Consider the following 19,653-nt stretch of genomic DNA (forward strand, 5'->3'; position numbering starts at 1 on the left):
GGGCACAAATGATACAGACTAGAAATATTTTAATGATAGTACTTGTTATAAGCGCAATCATCATTGCAGGTTGTTCAAATTCAACGGATGAGCTTCCATTGGATAGTGCTGCGCTTACAGAGGAATTCATACAAGGAGAATCGTTAAAGGCCTCCTTTACGGATTCGAGACTTGAGGGAATGAAGGGGATTGCCGAGAATAATAACTTACAGTTGTTGGTGATGGAGCAGACCGGGGAAATTGCCGTTATCGATAAAAATAGTAATGAGATTTGGTATAGTAACCCACCTGAAAGTGACTCAGATACCATTGCTATGGGGGTTAATAAGCAATTATTATCTTCACAAATGAAACTCGACTACTACAATATGTCTGGACAGATCAATTCAATTAACTCTAAAACAGATAGTGCAGACTATAAACAGATTAAGTATGAACCAATCTCTAATGGTGTCAGAGTGTCTTATCGATTCGGTAAGTATGAAAAAACCTTGGATAATTTGCCAATGCTCATGAGCAAAAGTCGCTTCGAACAATTAGCAAGTAAATTAGACGAAAAGGGGAGAGCTGCTTTACAAACTGCATATACCGAAGATGAAGAAAAATCGGTATACGTAAGAAGCAACGATAAAATACTTCAAGGAATTCGACTTAAGCGTGCGCTCCAAGCTCTTGAGGATGCGGGTTACACGGAAGAAGATCTATTGAAAGATATTGAAGAACATCAGTTGGACCAGTCAATTTCTGAACCAAGAGTCTTTCAGGCTGCGATAGAATATACGTTGGACGCTAATAGTCTAGTTGCAAAAGTTCCAAGCTCAAGCATTGAGTACCCTGAGGACTATCCTATTAGCCAGCTTTCCATAATGAACTATTTTGGAGCAGGAGGAGTAGAAGAAAAAGGCTCTTTATTTGTCCCGGATGGTTCTGGAGCACTCATTCACTTTAACAATGGAAAAACTCAGTATTCAGCATACCAACAGCAAGTTTATGGAACCGATATGACGCTGGAATCTTACGTATCGGCTGTGAATGAAGAATCGGTTAGACTGCCAGTGTTCGGCATTATTCGTGAAGGCAGTGCATTTTTAGGTATTATTGAAGATGGCGCCGCGGCTGCATCTATTCAAGCTGATATTAGCGGGAAATTAAATAGCTACAACTATGTATATCCCATCTTCACTGTGCTTAATAATGGTGAAGTCACCTTGAATGCGGATGGAAAACAGCGTTCACTACCAAGATTTCAAGAAAATAAGATGAAGTCTGACTTTTCAATTCGTTATACTTTTTTAGGCGGAGAAGAGGCGTCCTATGAGGGGATGGCACATTACTACCAAAAGTATTTGTTGGAAACGAACGGACTTCCTCAGCTTGCAACAGTTAACAAGTCAGAGGATTTACCTTTTTACTTGCAAGTGATCGGAAGCATAAATAAAGAAAAGCAATTTGCTGGGATACCTTATGAATCACTAGAACCGCTTACGACATTTGAACAAACAAAAGGTATTATTACTCAGATGAAACAGCGTGATATTAACCATATCAAACTTCAGTACTCTGGTTGGTTCAATGATGGAATGAATCACAGTATTCCGAATAAAGTTTCTATCGATAAAGTAGTAGGCGGTAAAAAAGATTTCATTGATTTCGCAGCGTTCGCCCAAGAACAAGAGATATCTTTATATCCTGATGTTGCCTTACTGACAGCATACACAGATGATAGATTTAGTACATCAAAGGATGCAGCAAGATCGATAAGAGGGGTTCCCTCTAAAACATATACCTATGATATGGGACTAGATGGTCGCGATAGGTCAACTACTCCTTCTTATGTAATTTCGCCTCGACTTGTCAATAAATATGTCGATGGCATGTTAAACGATCTGCAAAAGCTTCCAATTCAAAGCATATCATTACGGGACTTGGCTGATCAATTGAACAGTGATTATCGTAAAAACAAGCAAATTGATCGGACAGAATCTGAGGTAATATCTATTAATGCGTTGAATCAGATCGGTGAGGCGAATTTAAGTATGATGGCTAATGGTGGAAATTCTTATGCTCTTCCTTTTGTGAGCGACATAACGAATGCTCCAATGTCAAGTAGCAAATTTAAGATTACAGATGAGGAAATTCCTTTTTATCAAATGGTAGTTCGGGGATCCATTAATTATACGGGAGCACCGTATAATCTTTCTACATTTACGAGTGTGGAGCAATATATATTGAAATGTTTGGAATATGGATCAGGTGTCTACTTTGAGTGGATTTATGAACCGAATCATACGGTGAAGGATACCGATTATAACAATCTGTATGCAGTCAATTACGAGTTATGGATGGACCAGGCATCGGAAATTTATAGTAACGTGAACGAGGTTCTACAGAATGTTCAGAATGAGCGAATCATCGCTCATGAAAAGTTGAGCGAGGGCGTCTACAAAACCGTTTACGAGAGCATGTACGTAATTGTGAATTATAATGATTCACAAGTGACAATCGACGGCAGAACTATTGATGCCGAGAGCTATATTACAGGTGGTGAACAATCTTGAAGAAGCTCGGCATGAAACAAAGGACTTATCTACAACAAAAGGCTTTATGGGGGATAATATTTGCTTTTCCATGGATCATTGGCTTCATTTTTTTCTTTCTAGTTCCAATGGTAGATTCCTTGCGGTACAGCTTTAGTTCGGTTGTATCCAGTTCAGAAGGGTTAAACATCAATTTTATAGGTTTTGATAACTTTATTAATGCATTGACTGTAAATGCGAGTTTTAACCGTTCATTAGTCGAAGCTATTGTGAATATGCTCGTTAACGTACCTTTAATCGTCATATTCAGTCTTTTTGTAGCAGTACTACTGAATCAGAAGTTTTTAGGAAGAGCTTTTGCAAGATCAATTTTTTTCTTACCTGTAATTTTGGCTTCAGGAATCATCCTCTCTCTAGAAAGTTCAAGTTTGATTCAAGCTGTTAATGATGAGAACATCGGATCTGGTTTTGCTAGTGCGATGGGTGTTTTTGAACTAGAAAGGATTATGCTTAGAGCAGGAGTAAGTGAAGTTATCGTTGAATATTTAACCGGGGCAGTTGATCGTATTTATCAGATTGTTAGTCAATCTGGGGTACAAATACTAATATTCCTTGCAGCGATCCAGACGATTCCTCCTCAGCTGTATGAGGCATCTACAATGGAGGGCGCTACTGGATATGAATCCTTTTGGAAAATCACTTTTCCTATGGTGAGTCCACTAATTTTTGTGAATATGATCTATACAATTATTGACTCTTTCTCCGTAAATGCACTGACAGATTTGATAAGGCAAACGGGCTTTACCTCATTCAACTTTGGGCTCAGCTCGGCGATGGCATGGATATATTTCCTTGCGATTGCAATTATTTTAGCGACCAGTTCATATATAGTATCCAAAAGGGTATTTTATTATGACTAGGAGGAGGATGAATGAGTTGAAGATTGTAGGTAAATTATTGTCACTAGAACATTGGAAGCGTTGGATCTGGTCAATCGTGAGACTGACGCTTATTGTAGGTCTATCATTCGTTATCTTGTTCCCCATCATTCAGAAAATTTCTACAGCGCTCAAAGATAAATCTGATCTCTATTCACCCGTCGTGGTATGGATTCCAGAGACATATACGCTGGACAATTTTAGACTGGCGATGTCTATTATGAATTATGGGAAAACATTGGTTAACACATTTGCGCTTTCAGGATTAACGACTATTCTAGCTGCGGCGTCCTGTGCACTAGCAGGTTATGCTTTTGCCCGGCTTAAATTTAGAGGAAGCAATTTACTATTTGGAGGTGTCATACTTACAATTCTAGTACCACCTTCAACGATTTTAATTCCCCTATATCTCAATATGAACGACTTTACGTTATTGGGGCTCATTCCTTTATTTACCGGAGGAAAATCTATTAATCTATTAAATACGTATTGGCCTTTTATTTTAACGTCAATTACGGCAAACTCTCTTAAAGCTGGACTATATATATTCATCTTTAGGCAATTTTTTAGGGGAATACCAAAAGAGGTTGAAGAAGCCGCATATATGGATGGTGCAGGTGTCCCTTCAACATTCACTCGCATTATGCTACCTAATGCAATACCTTCTGTTGTTACGGTTGCGCTCTTCTCATTCGTATGGCAATGGAATGATAGCTTCTTTACAACGACCTATTTAACAAGCGGAAAGGTCATGTCTACTCAACTTTCCTCATTACCGTATAATGTTTCCGCTACTCTCCAAGGTGGAGTAGGGGCGACTGTAGATCCGTTTTATTTGAGTATGATTCAAGACACAGGTATATTACTAGCTATTTTACCATTAATAATCATTTACTTATTTGTTCAACGCTATTTTGTAGAAAGTATTGAACGTACAGGAATCGTTGGATAAATAGTAGATAGGTAGAGCGCCATATGTTGAACGTTTAGATTGACAAGTTCACATATGGCGTTACTAATATCCTGCAAAGGTGGATGAAATAGTGAATTCCATATTTAATAAAAAAATATTAGCTATTACCGGCATTGTTATCGTTCTAGTGGTTACATTTTTTATTATTAACTCCTCGAGGAATAATCAAGAGAATATAAAAATTGCTAGTAACGAGGCTGAAAACATTGAAGTTAAACCCGCAAATGAAGTAATAGAGCCAACGGATGATTTAGAACCTAGTCCTACTTTAGAAGTCATAGTGAAAGAAGAAGTAGAGCCATCCGTAGAAGAAGATATTCCATCATTGTACGAAGTATATTCGGATTATTTTCCTATTGGGGCAGCAATAGAGCCTTTCCAAACAAATGGACTAAAGGCAGATTTACTTAAGAAGCATGTCAATTGGATTGTAGCTGAAAATGCGATGAAGCCTGTTTCGCTTCAACCTACAGAAGGAAACTTTAATTGGACGCAAGCAGATCAACTTGTTGAATTTGCAAAGGCGAATAGTATGGAAGTTCGATTCCATACATTAGTATGGCATACTCAAGTAGGAGATTGGTTCTTTAAAGATTTGGAAGGCAAGCCGATGGTTGACGAGACAGACATAGATAAGAGAGAGGCAAACAAACAGCTCTTACTTGAACGTCTAGCTACTCACGTTCGAACGATCGTTAATCGTTACAAAGACGATGTAAAATCATGGGATGTTGTCAATGAAGTTATTGAGCCAGGCGATCCGGATGGTATGAGAGCAAGTGAATGGTATAACATAACAGGGACTGATTACATTGAAACCGCATTTCGTGTTGCACGCGAAGCGGGAGGTCCTGATATTAAGCTCTACATTAACGACTATGGTACAGATGATGTAGTAAAACGAGACCGTTTATACGATTTAGTTAAAGAAATGCTGGAGAAAGATGTACCAATCGATGGCGTTGGACATCAAACTCATATCAGTATAAATTGGCCTCCGGTTGGCTCGATTATTGAGTCTATGGAGAAGTTTGCAGGACTAGGTCTTGATAATCTAGTAACAGAGCTAGATATGAGCTTATATGTATGGGATGATCGCAGTGATTTTGGTGAAGAAATACCCGATCATATTGTTGAAAAACAGGCTGACCGCTACGCTGAATTGTTTGAAGCATTCAAAGAACATAAGGATATTATTGGTGGAGTTGTATTTTGGGGGATTGCAGATGATCATACTTGGCTAAGTACATTCCCAATTACTCGTACAGAAGCACCTTTTCTATTTGATAAACAGCTACATGCAAAACAAGCTTTTTGGGCTGTTGTCGATCCATTGACTAGACAAAAGCTATACAAACAATAGATAAATAGAACATGCACTAATAGAAAAGTAAGGAGGTTATTGACTGATGAAAACAATAAAAAATGAAGGTTTACCAAAGCTATATGAAAAGTTTGAAGAGCATTTTTTAATAGGGGCAGCAGTTAATAAATTTACGGTTAATTATCAAGAGGACTTACTCAAACAACATTTCAATAGCATCACAGCCGAAAATGAAATGAAATTTGAAAGTTTGCAGCCTATTGAAGGACAATTTCAATTTGAAGTTGCAGATCAATTACTAGATTTTGCAAAGGCAAATAAAATGGGCGTAAGAGGACATACACTCGTATGGCATAATCAAACCCCAAATTGGATGTTCGAACAACGTTCAGGTGGAGTTGTTGATCGTGTAACATTATTAGAACGAATGAAAGCTCATATTGACACTGTTGTTACTCATTATAAAGGTGATTTTTATGCATGGGACGTTGTTAATGAGGCTGTATCTGATAGTGGTAATGCTATTTTGCGTTCATCGAAATGGCTTGACATTGCAGGGGAAGAATTTATTGCAAAAGCATTTGAATATGCTCATGCTGCTGATCCTAATGCGCTACTATTCTACAATGATTACAATGAGTGTGATGTTGTTAAAAGAGAAAAAATCTATCGTCTCGTGAAATCATTAAAGGAAAAAGATGTACCAATTCATGGTATTGGCATGCAATCACACTGGAATCTAGAGCACCCTTCTCTAGATGATATACGACGTACTATTGAACAATATGCTAGCTTAGGAGTAACACTACATATAACTGAAATGGATTTGTCGATGTTTCAATTCGATGATCGTAGAACTGACTGTATAACTCCATCAGAAGAGATGTTGGAAAAACAAGCGGAGAGGTATGGTCAAGTATTTAAGCTTTTTAAGGAATACAGTGAACATATTTCGTCAGTGACATTTTGGGGTGCAGCTGATGATTATACTTGGCTAGATCATTTTCCAGTACGTAATCGTAAAAATTGGCCATTTCTATTCGATACGGAGCATAAGCCAAAGCAATCATTTTGGAATGTTATTAATAGCGCTAAATCTTAAATATCAATTTCAGGCAGGGGTGATCGTGAGATGAATAATGCGATAATTACTAATCCAATTATATGGGTAGATGTACCGGATCCAGATATTATTCGAGTCGGTCATCATTATTATATGGTTAGTACAAGTATGCATGTAATGCCTGGTTGTCCTATTATGAAGTCACAAGATTTGTTGAATTGGGAAATTGTTAATTATGTCTATGATAGCTTTGAGAATAATGACGCTCATAATATGGTGGATGGGAAAAACATTTATGGTCAAGGTTCATGGGCAGCAAGTTTACGTCAACATAATGGACTGTTTTATGTATGTTTTTCGAGTAATGACATGCATCAGTTTTATATGTACACAACCGATGATATTGAAAATGGTAATTGGCAACGCTCAGTAATCAATGGTTTATTGCATGATCCGAGCTTATTATTTGATGAGGATAGAGTATTTGTTATATATGGAAATGGTAGTATTTATATTACCGAGTTAACAGAAGGCGCAACCGCATTGAAAGAAGGCGGAATTGTTCAGCTGCTATTAGAAACTGAAAGTGAAGGTATTGGCCTACGATGTGAAGGATGTCATGCTTATCGAATAGATGGAATGTACTATCTATTCTTTATTGAATGGCCGAAAGTAGGTAATATGCGTCGTAGACAAGTATGTTATCGTTCCTCAGAACTTCTTGGACCTTATGAACGGAAGATCATTTTGGATGATGATATGGGCTATCATAATAAGGGAGTTGCGCAAGGTGGAATTATTGAAACAGTAGATCATAAGTGGTATACGCTATTATTTCAAGATCATGATGCCGTTGGAAGAATACCAATCGTACAGCCTATAACATGGGTTGATGGCTGGCCGATCGTCGGTATAGATGGTAAAGCTTCGGAAAAGTTTGCAACAGATTTTCCTTATACACCATGTAAACCAATTGTAATTAGTGATGAGTTCGATTACAAAGAGAATCAATTGTCACTGAATTGGCAATGGAATCATAATCCGAACGACCAGTTGTGGTCGGTGACCGAGCGAGCCAGTCATCTACGCTTAACAACTGGCAATGTTGTAGATAGTGTGCTTAAAGCGCGTAATACGTTAACACAGCGTACGGAAGGTCCAGCGTGTGTAGCAACGATTGTAATGGATATATCTAATATGAAACATGGTGATCATGCTGGATTGATTGCCCTTCAAAATCAATTTGGTACTGTTGGTGTTAAAGTAGACAGCAATGGTGATAGGTTTGTCGTGATGACCGTGAACGATAGTCAGGGGATGGAGGCAGTAGTTGAATCCGTATCCTATAACCTCAGTACTATCTATTTCAAAGTTGAATTTAATTTTGAAAATAGCATTGATATCGCAAAATTTTATTACGCTTCAGTAGATGGACAGTGGCTAGAAATTGGACATCCTTTAGAGATGAAATATACGTTAGATCATTTTATGGGTTATCGAATTGGTATATTCAATTATGCAAGTGAAAAATCTAGCGGCTATGTTGATATTGATTATTTCCACTTTATGAAGTTAATAAATGGAACATATGAACGTATAATATAGTAACAAAAAAAACACCAATTTGGTGTTTTTTTTGTTATGGTAATTAATTTGCTTGTGAATATTCATATTTTTTGCGATATTCATTAGAGCTTAACCCAGTATATTCTTTGAACTTTTTATAAAACCAGTCAATCTCGATATAGCCTACCTCATTAGCAATTTCATATATTTTCATATCCGTTTTTTTGAGTAATACTTTGGCTCTTTCCATTCTTTGTTGTAGTAAATATTCATTGAAAGACATGTTTTCATGCAGTCTAAATTTTTGTCCTAAATAAGCACAGTTAAAATGCAGTAAGCTAGATATCTGTTTTAATGTAATGTTTCGATGCAGATCATTCTGCACATATTTTTTAACGGTCTCTATTATGGAATTTGACAGTGCATTTTTTTTGAATGAATCTAAAGAGGTTGGTACATAATCCGGTTCGTATGTAAAATCAATAGTAAGCGCTTTCTTAATAGCTAACAAGCTAGATTCTAAGGCGAACTCTCGAAATGGGTCAGTTAAATAGTCATTAATCTGATATGTTAATGCTTTTCTCGCAAGTTGAAAATCATCTCTCCCACCAATAAGAATAATTGGTATTCGACTTATATTACGAATTTTTTTGCAAAGTAATATTCCAGTTGTGTTGTAACCTTTAATATTAATGACAATAAGTGAGAAGTGATGTGCCTCTATTAATTGAGGCACATCATGAAATTGATTTGTATGATTAGTAACTTTGAAATCAATGTCAAATCTCTCAATTAGTTTTGTTGTTTGATGGAGTGTAAAATCATTAGGATCAACAAGCAGCACTTTAAACATGGAAATTTCCCCCTTAGCAGTAAAAGCTATGTTGAATAATATTTGTATACGCTTTAATTATGGGAAATAACTGAGTTGCAAACAATGTGCAATTCTTTGCTCTTGTTACATTCTTTTACTAGTTGTTAAAAATTAATTTTTGATAAGGACAACTCGGACAACTCTTAAGCAAATCATTTTGTAATCGCTACGCACAGTACGTCACCAATATTAACTATAAAAATGAGCCAACTAATTGACTCATTTAGAACGAGTGCAGATATGAAGATATTCACCCAAGAGAGCGGCATGCAATAAATCAGAAGTCCATAATAGTCATCTTACATGATTAGAGAGTATAATAGATTAAAGTTGTAAATAACTACAACTCAGATTTATTTTGATACCTTGAGAGGAAACGCCAATTATGTCTTATATTCAACAGCTTGAACCCTCATCTATTTCGTTAATCGTACCGTTTAAACAATTAAAATCAATCGCAGAAGAACTTATTGAACAAGCGATTGGAGTTCAAGTGTCAGTGAATATTGAAGCTGAAGAGCTGAATGATGGAGAATTACGCATTTTAGCTAACTTTGATGATAGTCAGTTATCTGATGAGGAAGTTCGTTCGCTTTCTAAGGCAGGCTTTGCGACTAGTGAACCATATCGTAATGCAGATACGGCTTTAGATGCTATCTTCATAGGTCGATATGATATTCAACCTACTTTAGGTGATGAAGAAGATGGCGATTATTATTTCATTGTGGAGATAGAGTACAATGATTATCAAAGATCATTGAAACGCTAGAGAATGGAAGTTCAACAAGCAGACTTTGATAACGATGATTAGCTTAGTAGGTTATTCGACATCGAATCTGAAGCGAACTTGGGAAGTGAGTTACGAGGACACAGCAGTTTGTGTCCTTTTTGCTATGATAAGGAAGCACATTTTAAATGAGGAAAATTACTAAAGATTGTTAATCATTTCGCGTATGTATAGTTTATGATATACTTAATAGCGTTGTTATAGAAATAGGCTGTACCGAGATCTAAAAACATAAAATAATAATAGTTAATATAAGGCAGTGATAGCTTAGAATTAGCGTTTTTCTAAGCCGTTACTGCTTTTTTATGGAAATATATATTGAAATAATTTAGCTTAGTAAGTAACATGACAAATTTATAGAATTGCATAGAAAAGGACGTAGATCATTCATGAGTATTTTGACAGTTGAAGAAATGAGCCATTCATTTGGCGATAGAGTAATATTTGATAAAGTTTCTTTCCGAATTTTAAAGGGAGAACATATCGCACTGGTAGGAGCAAACGGTGAGGGTAAATCTACTTTAATGAAAATTATTACTAATCAGTTATTACCTGATAACGGAAAAGTAACTTGGGGTAGCAAAATTAGTGTTGGTTATATGGATCAGTACGCTGACCTTAACAAAAGCAAAACTGTAGAAGATATATTGAAAGAAGCATTCTCGACTTTGTTTGATGCGGAGCAAGAAATTAACGATTTGTACGGGCAACTTGGAGAATTAAGCGAAGCAGAAATGGATATTGCACTTGCACGAATTGGTGATATGCAAGAAATGCTTGATACGAATGACTTTTATAATATTAATTCCAAAATTCAGACGACAGCTCTGGGACTTGGCATTCTAGAATTATTAGATAGAGATGCCTCTTCATTAAGCGGTGGACAAAGAACAAAAATTTTACTTGCAAAACTATTGTTAGAAACACCCGATATTTTACTATTAGATGAGCCGACAAACTATCTTGATGTAGAGCATATCGAATGGTTGCAAACGTATTTGAATAACTATGAAAATGCATTTGTATTAATTTCTCATGATACTGATTTTGTAAATAGTGTCATTAATGTGGTCCAACATCTTGAGCATAAAGTATTAACAAGATATGTAGGCGACTATGAAAATTATCTAAAAGTATATGCAATCAAGAAGGAACAGCTAGAGATTGAATTTAGAGAGCAAAAGAGAGAAATTGCTAAACTAGAGGACTATATCGCTAGAAATAAAGCAAGAGCATCAACTTCAAAACAAGCAAAATCAAGAGAGAAAAAGCTTGATAAAATTGATAGAATTGAAATTAAGAGTGAGAATATTAAACCTCAATTTAAGTTTATGAAAGCAAGAACGTCGGGGGAAATGATTTTCGAAGTTGAAAACTTAGTTGTAGGTTACAACAAACCACTAAGTAAACCATTGAATCTAAAAATGAAGCGTGAACAAAAGATTGCTATCGTTGGTACTAACGGATTAGGAAAATCAACGCTCCTGAAAAGTTTACTAGGTGTATTAACACCAATAAGCGGTGAAATCAATCTTGGGAATTATCAAGAAATAGGTTATTTCCAACAAGAAATACTTGAAGTTAATACAAATATAGTTATGGATGATGTATGGAACGAATTCCCAAATTCAACGAATAAAGAAATTATGGGTCAATTATCTAGATGCGGCTTAACAAGAAAAAACATTGAAAGTCCAGTTAATATTTTAAGTGGTGGAGAGCAAGCAAAAGTTAGATTATGTAAGCTAATAAACAAACCATCCAATATTTTGGTGTTAGATGAGCCGACAAACCATTTAGATATACATGCAAAAGAAGAACTGAAGCGAGCATTACAAGATTATAAGGGAAGCATCTTGTTAGTATGCCATGAACCAGAATTTTACAAAGATATTGTAACGGATGTGTGGAATTGTGAAGACTGGGCACTGTAATTAAATACTGTTAACCTACTTTTTCATTTTATTGCAGAAGAAAAGTAGCAATAAGGATTATCTAAAAACTTATAAAAACAAAGGTTGATCATTCCATACGAGTGATCAACCTTTGTTTTTTATTATGCCCGAATGAGTAAAATCATCGGAAGACAGTATGGATGGTTTCTGTCTAAATTGTTACAGTTGTAAGAATGAAAAAATAATAAAACTTGAACTTTTTGTGGAAAAATAGGGTTTGAATATTGAAAAAAAGCAGAATTTACTGCGTAAAGTGCCAGTAAAGACAGAGTTTATGTGCGTTTATTTCTATGTCCAATTTTTGAAATTTATATGGATATCTTTACAACAAAAATTAATTCGTTCGTTTTATTGACACATTTTGATAATTGGACTATCATAATTATGTGCTTGGCTATAAAAAATATAGTAACTTCGCTAATAGCAGTTTTAAGGATGATTTTTCTTAAAAACATCGTAACTTAAAGCAAACAATAGTCGAATTACAGATTGAGAAAATTCAATTTTATAGTAAGCAATTATATAAAATAACTTGTTTAAATAAAGGGGTTCATACATCATGAAAAAACTTGAAGGTAAAGTCGCTTTAATTTCTGGCGCAGCAGGCGGTATTGGTAAAGGAATGGCTACTGCATTTGTTAAAGAAGGTGCAACGGTTGTTATAGTTGACCTTAATGAAGAGCTAGGTAACCAAACGATAAAAGAATTGCAAGAGTTTGCACCTGAATCTATGTTCATTCAAGCTAATCTTGCTGAACATGATAAATTAGCTGGAATCGTACAACAAGTTGCTGATAAATACGGTAAACTAGATATTTTGGTAAATAACGCACATGCTTCGCGAATGAATTCAATGGAAAACACTACGCAAGCTGATTTCGATCTTTCCTTCAATACTGGATTCTATCCAACGTTCTATTTCATGCAAGCAGCATTACCATACTTAAAAGAAACAAAAGGCAAAATTATCAACTTTGCATCAGGCGCTGGAATTAACGGTGACGTGAATCAAGTTTCTTATGCAGTAGCTAAAGAAGCTATTCGTGCAGCTACACGCGTTGCAGCAAATGAATTTGGTCCATTCGGAATTAATGTAAACATCATTGCTCCAATTGCCAAGTCTCCTGGTCTAATTGAATGGGCAGAGAAAAATCCAGAGTATTATCAAGGTATGCTTGCTAAGATCCCTATGAGAAGACTTGGTGAACTTGAAGATGATATCGGTCGTGTTGCTGTATTTTTAGCAAGCGAAGACTCCGATTACATTACAGGCCAAACAATTATGGTTGATGGTGGATCTATCAAATTACGTTAATTCTTAGATATAGTTACTTGACAACTATAACAGAAAAGAAAAAGAGGGATACAGCATGATTCAGCAAAAGAAAAAGATTCACTATGCTTGGTGGCTATTATTAGGAGTAGCCCTGATGGTCGGTTTAGCTAAAGGCGGTATTATGACGGCTGGTGGATTGTTCTTAACTCCGGTTACAGAAGATTTAGGTATCGGTATGGGTAACCTAACGCTGTACTTTAGTATTTCGTCAATCGTAACAATGATTTTCTTGCCAATCGCAGGTAAAATGATTGCGAAGTATGACATTAGAAAATTGTTAGTTGTTGCAATAATACTACAAGCAGGTTCGTTTGCAATGTTTGGCTTAATGAACTCCGTATGGGGTTGGTACTTGTTCTGTATTCCAATGTCAATCGGTTCTATCTTCGTTACACAAATGGCTGGTCCAGTATTAATAAACAACTGGTTTAAAAAACATAATGGTCTTGCTATAGGTATTATGGTCGCTTCAGGTGGATTATTTGGAGCTATCCTTCAACCAATGGCAGGTAACCTGATTAATAGCGAAGGTTGGAGATATACGTATATCTTCTTGGGACTATTGGTAATGGCGATCGTTATTCCAACGGTGATTCTTACCATTAGAATGGCTCCACAGCAAAAAGGCTTACAAGCTCTAGGTGCTGATGAAGTAAAAGTTGAAGATAAAACTCCAAAAGAAGTTGTAGTAAAAGGCGTTACAGCTAAAGTAGCATTGAAGTCATCTTCTTTTTATACGTTACTTATTTTCTTCTTCTGTGTAACTTCTATCGGTAGTTTCGGTCAGTATGTAGCACCGTTTGCGATGAACATAGGTTATGATATTGTATTTGCTGGTTCTGCAATGGGCGGATGGCAGATTGGTACGTTGATTGGTGCATTGGTATTCGGGATGTTAAGTGATAAAATTGGCGCGAAAAATACGGCGATTTTTGCAATGTTACTTGGACTAGTTCCAGTTATTATGCTCTTAACTGTTGCTGATAATGCCACAATGTTTAATATTGCAATTGCTATTTTTGGATTTGTTGTTGCATCCATTGGAACATTGGGCCCGCTTCTTACGACAGCACTATTCGGTAATAAAGAATACGGTCAGATCTATTCGACTGCTGTTATGGGACTAGCTATTGCGGGTATGGTTGCTTTACCTGCTTATGGATATATTGCTCAAATTACAGGAAGCTATACTGCGATTTTATATGCAGTAGCAATTATGATGGTAGTCAATGTTATCGCTGTAATCTTCGCCTTTAACGGTAAGAAGAAGCTTGTAAAAGCTGGATTATGGAGTTAATAATTAGACAAATAATATAGAGATTATTTCACTTGATTTGAAATACACCTCATAGAACAGACTTAGGAAAGTCTTAGACCAATCCGACGTCATTCTAGAGGTGTTTTTTGTCTTTTAATGTATAAATTACTTCTAAAAGACGCGAATTCCTTTCTACTAATCGATAGTTTATTCACAAGATTAGTTGGACGAAGCTATCTTTATATAATATTTGATTTTATCTTAATTTGGTAAAAGTTCTAAAAAACAACACGGTATTTCTAAATTTTAACATATTATTATTGTTAAATCCTAAATCTATAATTGGTTTGTAAGCGTGAAGATAACGCTTTCATGCATTTCTTACATCGTCCAAATGCTGTACATCTATGAAAAATATTTGGAGAGGAGAGGTTCGATAACTGTAATATAATCGCTTACTTATGATCTGACAGGAGAGCAAGAAGGAGTTAATCAACGTTTGTTAATCCAATTATAGGAGGTAAAGTAATTGAAAAACGTGACAAGAATGATCTCCACAATCTCAATGTTCGCTATCCTAGTGAGTTTATGCTACATACATCCAGGTGTTTCAACAGCAGCAATACCTGTCACTTCGGCGAATTCATCTATATTTGGCCCTAATGTCTATGTATTTGAACCGTCGATGTCCACGTCTGAAATTCAAAACATTACAAATTCAGTTTTCAGCGATCAGGAAACTAATGAATTTGGAAGCGATCGTTACGCATTACTCTTCAAACCTGGTACTTATAATGTGAATTTTAATGTAGGCTACTACACACATGTAGCGGGTCTTGGTAAAAATCCAGGAGATGTTACGATATCAGGCGGTTTGAACGTTAATGCAGATTGGGATAATGGCAATGCGACTCGCAACTTTTGGCGTGCGATCGAAAACCTTACGATTAATCCCTCGAGTGGAATAACACAAATTGCTGTTTCACAAGCCGCACCATTAAGACGATTGCATGTTAAGGGTGAATTGGATTTATTTGATTTTGACTCTAACTGGAATGCAGGTTGGGCAAGTGGTGGATACTTAGCTGATTCTATCGTCGATGGTCCGATTGTTCCAGCATCCCAACAACAATGGTTTTCGAGAAACAGTCAATATAACAATTGGACAAATGGAGTTTGGAATATGGTCTTTGTAGGTGATAGTAATCCACCTACCGGTCAATTTCCTGATCCTCCATATACAGTTGTTGAGAAGACACCAATCATACGTGAAAAGCCATATCTTTACGTAGATAATGCTGGTCAATACCAGGTGTTTGTTCCATCGCTACAAACGAATACGCAAGGTGTTAGTTGGGCGAACGGATCCACACCAGGAAAATCGATTTCAATTGATCAGTTCTATATTGCTCGTGAAGATACATCCACTGCAGCAAGTATTAATGCTGCGCTTAGTCAAGGAAAAAACTTATTGTTTACACCAGGTAATTACCATCTGAATGATACCATTAGAATAACTAATGCTAATACTGTAGTGTTAGGCATCGGATTACCTACTTTAATACCGGACAATGGTCAAATTACAATGTCAGTTGCAGATGTTGATGGAGTGCAAATTGCAGGGTTGGTATTTGATGCAGGTCCTGTTAATTCATCTACACTACTTGAAGTAGGACCTACTGGAAGTTCTAATACACATACATCGAATCCAATCTCTCTTCATGACCTTACCTTCAGAACCGGTGGAGCTACTAATGGTAAAAATGATGTAGCAATAATGATTAACAGCAATAATGTAATTGGTGATCATTTCTGGATTTGGCGGGCTGATCATGGTGCTGGTGCAGGATGGAATAGTAATGTCTCTAAGAATGGTCTTGTTGTCAACGGTAATAACGTAACTTTGTATGGATTGTTTAACGAGCATCACAATGAGTATCAGACCATTTGGAATGGTAATGGTGGGCGACTCTATTTCTATCAGTCCGAAATTCCATATGATGTTCCAAGCCAATCAGCTTGGATGAGTAATAACGGAAGTGTCAACGGATATGCTTCTTATAAAGTAGCAGACACTGTAACAAATCATGAAGCATGGGGACTCGGTATCTATTCCTTCTTCAGAGATGCACCGGTAAAGCTAGAAAGTGCGATAGAGGTGCCAAACGTTCCAGGAGTGAAAATACACCATGCAACTACAATATGGTTGGCTGGTACAGCTGGAAGTGAAATAACACACATTATTAACAACATAGGTGAAAAAGTATATGCTAACTCACCAGCTGAAGCAATGCGACAAACAGTAACTGAATTTGTAGGCAATGGAACTGTAGATACAATTGCACCAAGTGTGCCAACGAACCTAACTGCAACTGCATCTTCAAGTAGCCAAATTAATTTGAACTGGGCGGCATCAACTGATAATGTTGGTGTTATCGGATACGATATTTATCGAAATGGAATAATTGTCGGGTCATCATCGCAAGCCTCCTATAGTGATACTGGTCTACTTGCATTAACGTCATATAGCTACTTTATTAAAGCTAAAGATGCTGTAGGCAACTTCTCTTCTTCCAGTAATACCGTTACTGCCGTTACTTTGAATGGGGGAGTGGCGACAGCGTTAGATCGAACAGGTTGGACAGCCTCATCTAATCCTTCAAGTGGCGATGTAGCTGCTAATTTATTGGATGGCAATATATCTTCTCGTTGGAGCACTGGGACAGCAATGGCACCTGGGCAATCTATTGTAGTCGATATGCAATCAGCGAAAAACATAAGTAAAATCGTTATGGATTCTACAGGTAGTGATCAGGATTATGCACGAGGTTATGATGTATATGTTTCGAATGATGGTACGAATTGGGGAACAGCGATATCCAGTGGTACTGGCAGCGGCCCGATAATTACAGTGAATTTTCCAACCCAAACTTCACGATATATTAAAGTAGTACAAACCGGTTCGGTATCTAACTGGTGGTCTATTCTAGAATTCAATGTATTCGGTAGCGCAGGTCCAGTTGATACCGTAGCACCGACTATACCTGTAAATGTGATGGCAACAGCAACTTCCAATAGCCAGATTAATTTGAGCTGGACGGCATCCACAGATAATATTGGAGTTTCAGGTTATGATATTTATCGCAATGGTGTTATCGTTGGATCATCTACAGCCACTACTTATAATGATATTGGTCTAACTCCAGCAACCACATACAATTATTTCATCAAAGCAAAAGATGTTGCTGGCAACACATCTGTTGCCAGCAGTACAGTCAACGCGACTACCTCTGGTGGAGGAACAGGTAATGCACTTGACCGAGCAGGATGGGTTGCATCATCTTCTCCTATTAGTGGTGATGTGCCAGCGAATTTATTAGATGGCAATATGTCTTCACGCTGGAGTACTGGAGCGACAATGACACCCGGACAATTTATTACTATAGACATGTTGAGTGTCAAAGGTTTTAGTAAGATCGTCATGGATTCAACAGGAAGTGATAATGATTATGCGCGTGGTTATGAGGTATATATGTCTAATGAAGGGATCAATTGGGGGAGTGCTATTGCTACAGGCTCAGGCACCGGCCCAGTAGTGACGATTAATTTCGCAAATATAAATGCTCGTTATATCAAAATTGTTCAGACAGGAACTTCGTCAAGTTGGTGGTCAATCCGAGAGATTAATATTTACAGCTAGAAGAATAGAAAAGCATTGATTCAGGATTTTCTGAATCAATGCTTTTTATTGTATCAGTGGACTTGAGGGTGTAGACCATTTGTACATTATTTATTCGGAACAGCCTTCAAAAATTCTTCCAATTTTTCTGTTTCATCATAGGACAGTTTAATAGAATATCCGTCATTAAAATCCATTGTGAATAAATAATCTTCATCTTTAGCATTGTATGGTAACGCATATTCGGTTCTATTAGAATATCTTCTTTCTGTTTCAGGAGCCATATTAGGAGGGAGAACTAGCATAGATAATACCGACCTATCAATCGTTAATTCATCATTAAATTGTGTAATCACCTCAATCAAAAACGGAGAGTTTTTTTTGAAGTAAACTATAGATGACGACTCTTCTTTTCGTAAATTTTTATACTCATCGATATAACTTAATAATCTGTTAATGTCATCGTACTCGATAAGGATATATTTTTTTTCAATACGAGAAGCAAAATCAGAGGTGTCAAATGAATCACCCAACAATAACAAATTATAGTAATTACTATGTAATAGTTCTAGAACAATTTTTCTAACATCTGTGTTATTAGAAAATATCACATTATTGGTAAACGTAATAAACTCATAACGATTATGCACTTTCATGCTGTATTCTTCATCAATAATATCCTTCATCTTATTGTATTCAATATTTAAAGTAGATCCGTAGTAGGTTGTAAGGTTAATGCCCTTACCAGATTCAAAATTAATCTGATTAGATGCGTAGTTTTGATTTAAGAAATTGGCATAGAACTGATAAAATTTACGACTGTTATGATGTAATAATAGATCTACTTGATCTTCAGAAAGAGAAAAGTCTAAACTATCCACAATTTCAATCTTCGTAATATCAATGTATTGATAATTAAGTACTTTATTTTCATTGAAAGGATAATTGATCTCATATAATAGAAATTTATTCTCCCAGTAATCATATAACCGGACAAAATATAGTGAATCTCCGTTATAAAGAAATACGCTATCAGGTTCAACATGTTGCAAAGTATTATATTGGAAATCTGGTGGCATGTTCAGCTTGTATTCATACGGAGTACTATCAATCTCCATAGCTAATATGTTCTCACTACTATTATTTTCAAAGAAAGGATTTACATCAATTAACTGGTATCTAACATTTTTATGATGAAATATCGAAGAGAGATAGTCTGAGACATTAACGGGCTGTGAATATAGAAAGTGCGGATCAGAGATGAAACCACCGTACAAAGGAAAAATTCCAGACCACATAAAATTTCGTAAGTTGTACTTATCTCTTCGGATTTCTATGTTGTCATTATCATAATCTGTAGAAG

13 protein-coding genes are annotated in these 19,653 nt (G+C 36.3%); 11 read left to right on the plus strand and 2 right to left on the minus strand.

All coding sequences use genetic code 11. The annotated features are described in order from the left end of the window. The first annotated feature begins 8 nt into the window (after positions 1–8). From NAG76_14965 to NAG76_14990, 6 genes are all read left to right on the plus strand, one after another. Positions 9–2,558 (plus strand): DUF5696 domain-containing protein, encoded by a 2,550-nt coding sequence (locus NAG76_14965; GenBank protein URN93137.1) that lies wholly within the window; start codon positions 9–11, stop codon positions 2,556–2,558. Positions 2,559–2,569: 11 nt separating this feature from the next. Next, entirely contained in the window at positions 2,570–3,457 is an 888-nt protein-coding gene (locus tag NAG76_14970) for a sugar ABC transporter permease (GenBank protein ID URN96850.1), read from the plus strand. A 22-nt stretch (positions 3,458–3,479) separates the two neighbouring features. Next, positions 3,480–4,427: a carbohydrate ABC transporter permease gene (locus NAG76_14975; GenBank protein URN96851.1), complete on the plus strand. Its 948-nt coding sequence runs from the start codon at positions 3,480–3,482 to the stop codon at positions 4,425–4,427. Positions 4,428–4,518: 91 nt separating this feature from the next. After that, entirely contained in the window at positions 4,519–5,811 is a 1,293-nt protein-coding gene (locus NAG76_14980; protein ID URN93138.1) for an endo-1,4-beta-xylanase, read from the plus strand. Positions 5,812–5,857: 46 nt separating this feature from the next. Further along, on the plus strand, positions 5,858–6,874 hold the full coding sequence (locus NAG76_14985) for an endo-1,4-beta-xylanase (GenBank protein URN93139.1): 1,017 nt from the start codon (positions 5,858–5,860) through the stop codon (positions 6,872–6,874). A gap of 30 nt (positions 6,875–6,904) precedes the next feature. Then, positions 6,905–8,440: a glycoside hydrolase 43 family protein gene (locus tag NAG76_14990; GenBank protein ID URN93140.1), complete on the plus strand. Its 1,536-nt coding sequence runs from the start codon at positions 6,905–6,907 to the stop codon at positions 8,438–8,440. Positions 8,441–8,483: 43 nt separating this feature from the next. On the opposite strand, the gene NAG76_14995 is transcribed toward NAG76_14990, so the two are convergent. Continuing rightward, positions 8,484–9,254: a helix-turn-helix domain-containing protein gene (locus NAG76_14995; GenBank protein URN93141.1), complete on the minus strand. Its 771-nt coding sequence runs from the start codon at positions 9,252–9,254 to the stop codon at positions 8,484–8,486. A gap of 406 nt (positions 9,255–9,660) precedes the next feature. Between NAG76_14995 and NAG76_15000 the strand changes: the two genes are divergently transcribed. From NAG76_15000 to NAG76_15020, 5 genes are all read left to right on the plus strand, one after another. Further along, positions 9,661–10,044 (plus strand): hypothetical protein, encoded by a 384-nt coding sequence (locus NAG76_15000; protein URN93142.1) that lies wholly within the window; start codon positions 9,661–9,663, stop codon positions 10,042–10,044. A 407-nt stretch (positions 10,045–10,451) separates the two neighbouring features. Further along, on the plus strand, positions 10,452–11,996 hold the full coding sequence (locus NAG76_15005; protein ID URN93143.1) for an ATP-binding cassette domain-containing protein: 1,545 nt from the start codon (positions 10,452–10,454) through the stop codon (positions 11,994–11,996). A gap of 580 nt (positions 11,997–12,576) precedes the next feature. After that, positions 12,577–13,332 (plus strand): SDR family oxidoreductase, encoded by a 756-nt coding sequence (locus NAG76_15010; GenBank protein ID URN93144.1) that lies wholly within the window; start codon positions 12,577–12,579, stop codon positions 13,330–13,332. A gap of 55 nt (positions 13,333–13,387) precedes the next feature. Beyond that, positions 13,388–14,650 (plus strand): MFS transporter, encoded by a 1,263-nt coding sequence (locus NAG76_15015; GenBank protein URN93145.1) that lies wholly within the window; start codon positions 13,388–13,390, stop codon positions 14,648–14,650. A 499-nt stretch (positions 14,651–15,149) separates the two neighbouring features. Beyond that, on the plus strand, positions 15,150–18,311 hold the full coding sequence (locus tag NAG76_15020) for a discoidin domain-containing protein (GenBank protein ID URN96852.1): 3,162 nt from the start codon (positions 15,150–15,152) through the stop codon (positions 18,309–18,311). Positions 18,312–18,397: 86 nt separating this feature from the next. Here the strand turns inward: NAG76_15020 and NAG76_15025 are convergent, their stop codons facing one another. Beyond that, positions 18,398–19,567 carry a hypothetical protein gene (locus NAG76_15025; GenBank protein URN93146.1) on the minus strand — a complete coding sequence of 390 codons (1,170 nt, stop codon included), beginning with the start codon at positions 19,565–19,567 and terminating at the stop codon, positions 18,398–18,400. Positions 19,568–19,653 lie beyond the last annotated feature (86 nt).

The sequence above is a fragment of the Candidatus Pristimantibacillus lignocellulolyticus genome (genome assembly GCA_023639215.1).
Classification (GTDB): Bacteria; Bacillota; Bacilli; order Paenibacillales; family Paenibacillaceae; genus Pristimantibacillus; species Pristimantibacillus lignocellulolyticus.

Coding starts and splice junctions, on each gene's coding strand:
- NAG76_14965 (URN93137.1), top strand. CDS start 9: ATGATACAGACTAGAAATATTTTAATGATAGTACTTGTTATAAGCGCA.
- NAG76_14970 (URN96850.1), top strand. CDS start 2,570: ATGAAACAAAGGACTTATCTACAACAAAAGGCTTTATGGGGGATAATA.
- NAG76_15005 (URN93143.1), top strand. CDS start 10,452: ATGAGTATTTTGACAGTTGAAGAAATGAGCCATTCATTTGGCGATAGA.
- NAG76_15000 (URN93142.1), top strand. CDS start 9,661: ATGTCTTATATTCAACAGCTTGAACCCTCATCTATTTCGTTAATCGTA.
- NAG76_14995 (URN93141.1), bottom strand. CDS start 9,254: ATGTTTAAAGTGCTGCTTGTTGATCCTAATGATTTTACACTCCATCAA.
- NAG76_15010 (URN93144.1), top strand. CDS start 12,577: ATGAAAAAACTTGAAGGTAAAGTCGCTTTAATTTCTGGCGCAGCAGGC.
- NAG76_14985 (URN93139.1), top strand. CDS start 5,858: ATGAAAACAATAAAAAATGAAGGTTTACCAAAGCTATATGAAAAGTTT.
- NAG76_14990 (URN93140.1), top strand. CDS start 6,905: ATGAATAATGCGATAATTACTAATCCAATTATATGGGTAGATGTACCG.
- NAG76_15015 (URN93145.1), top strand. CDS start 13,388: ATGATTCAGCAAAAGAAAAAGATTCACTATGCTTGGTGGCTATTATTA.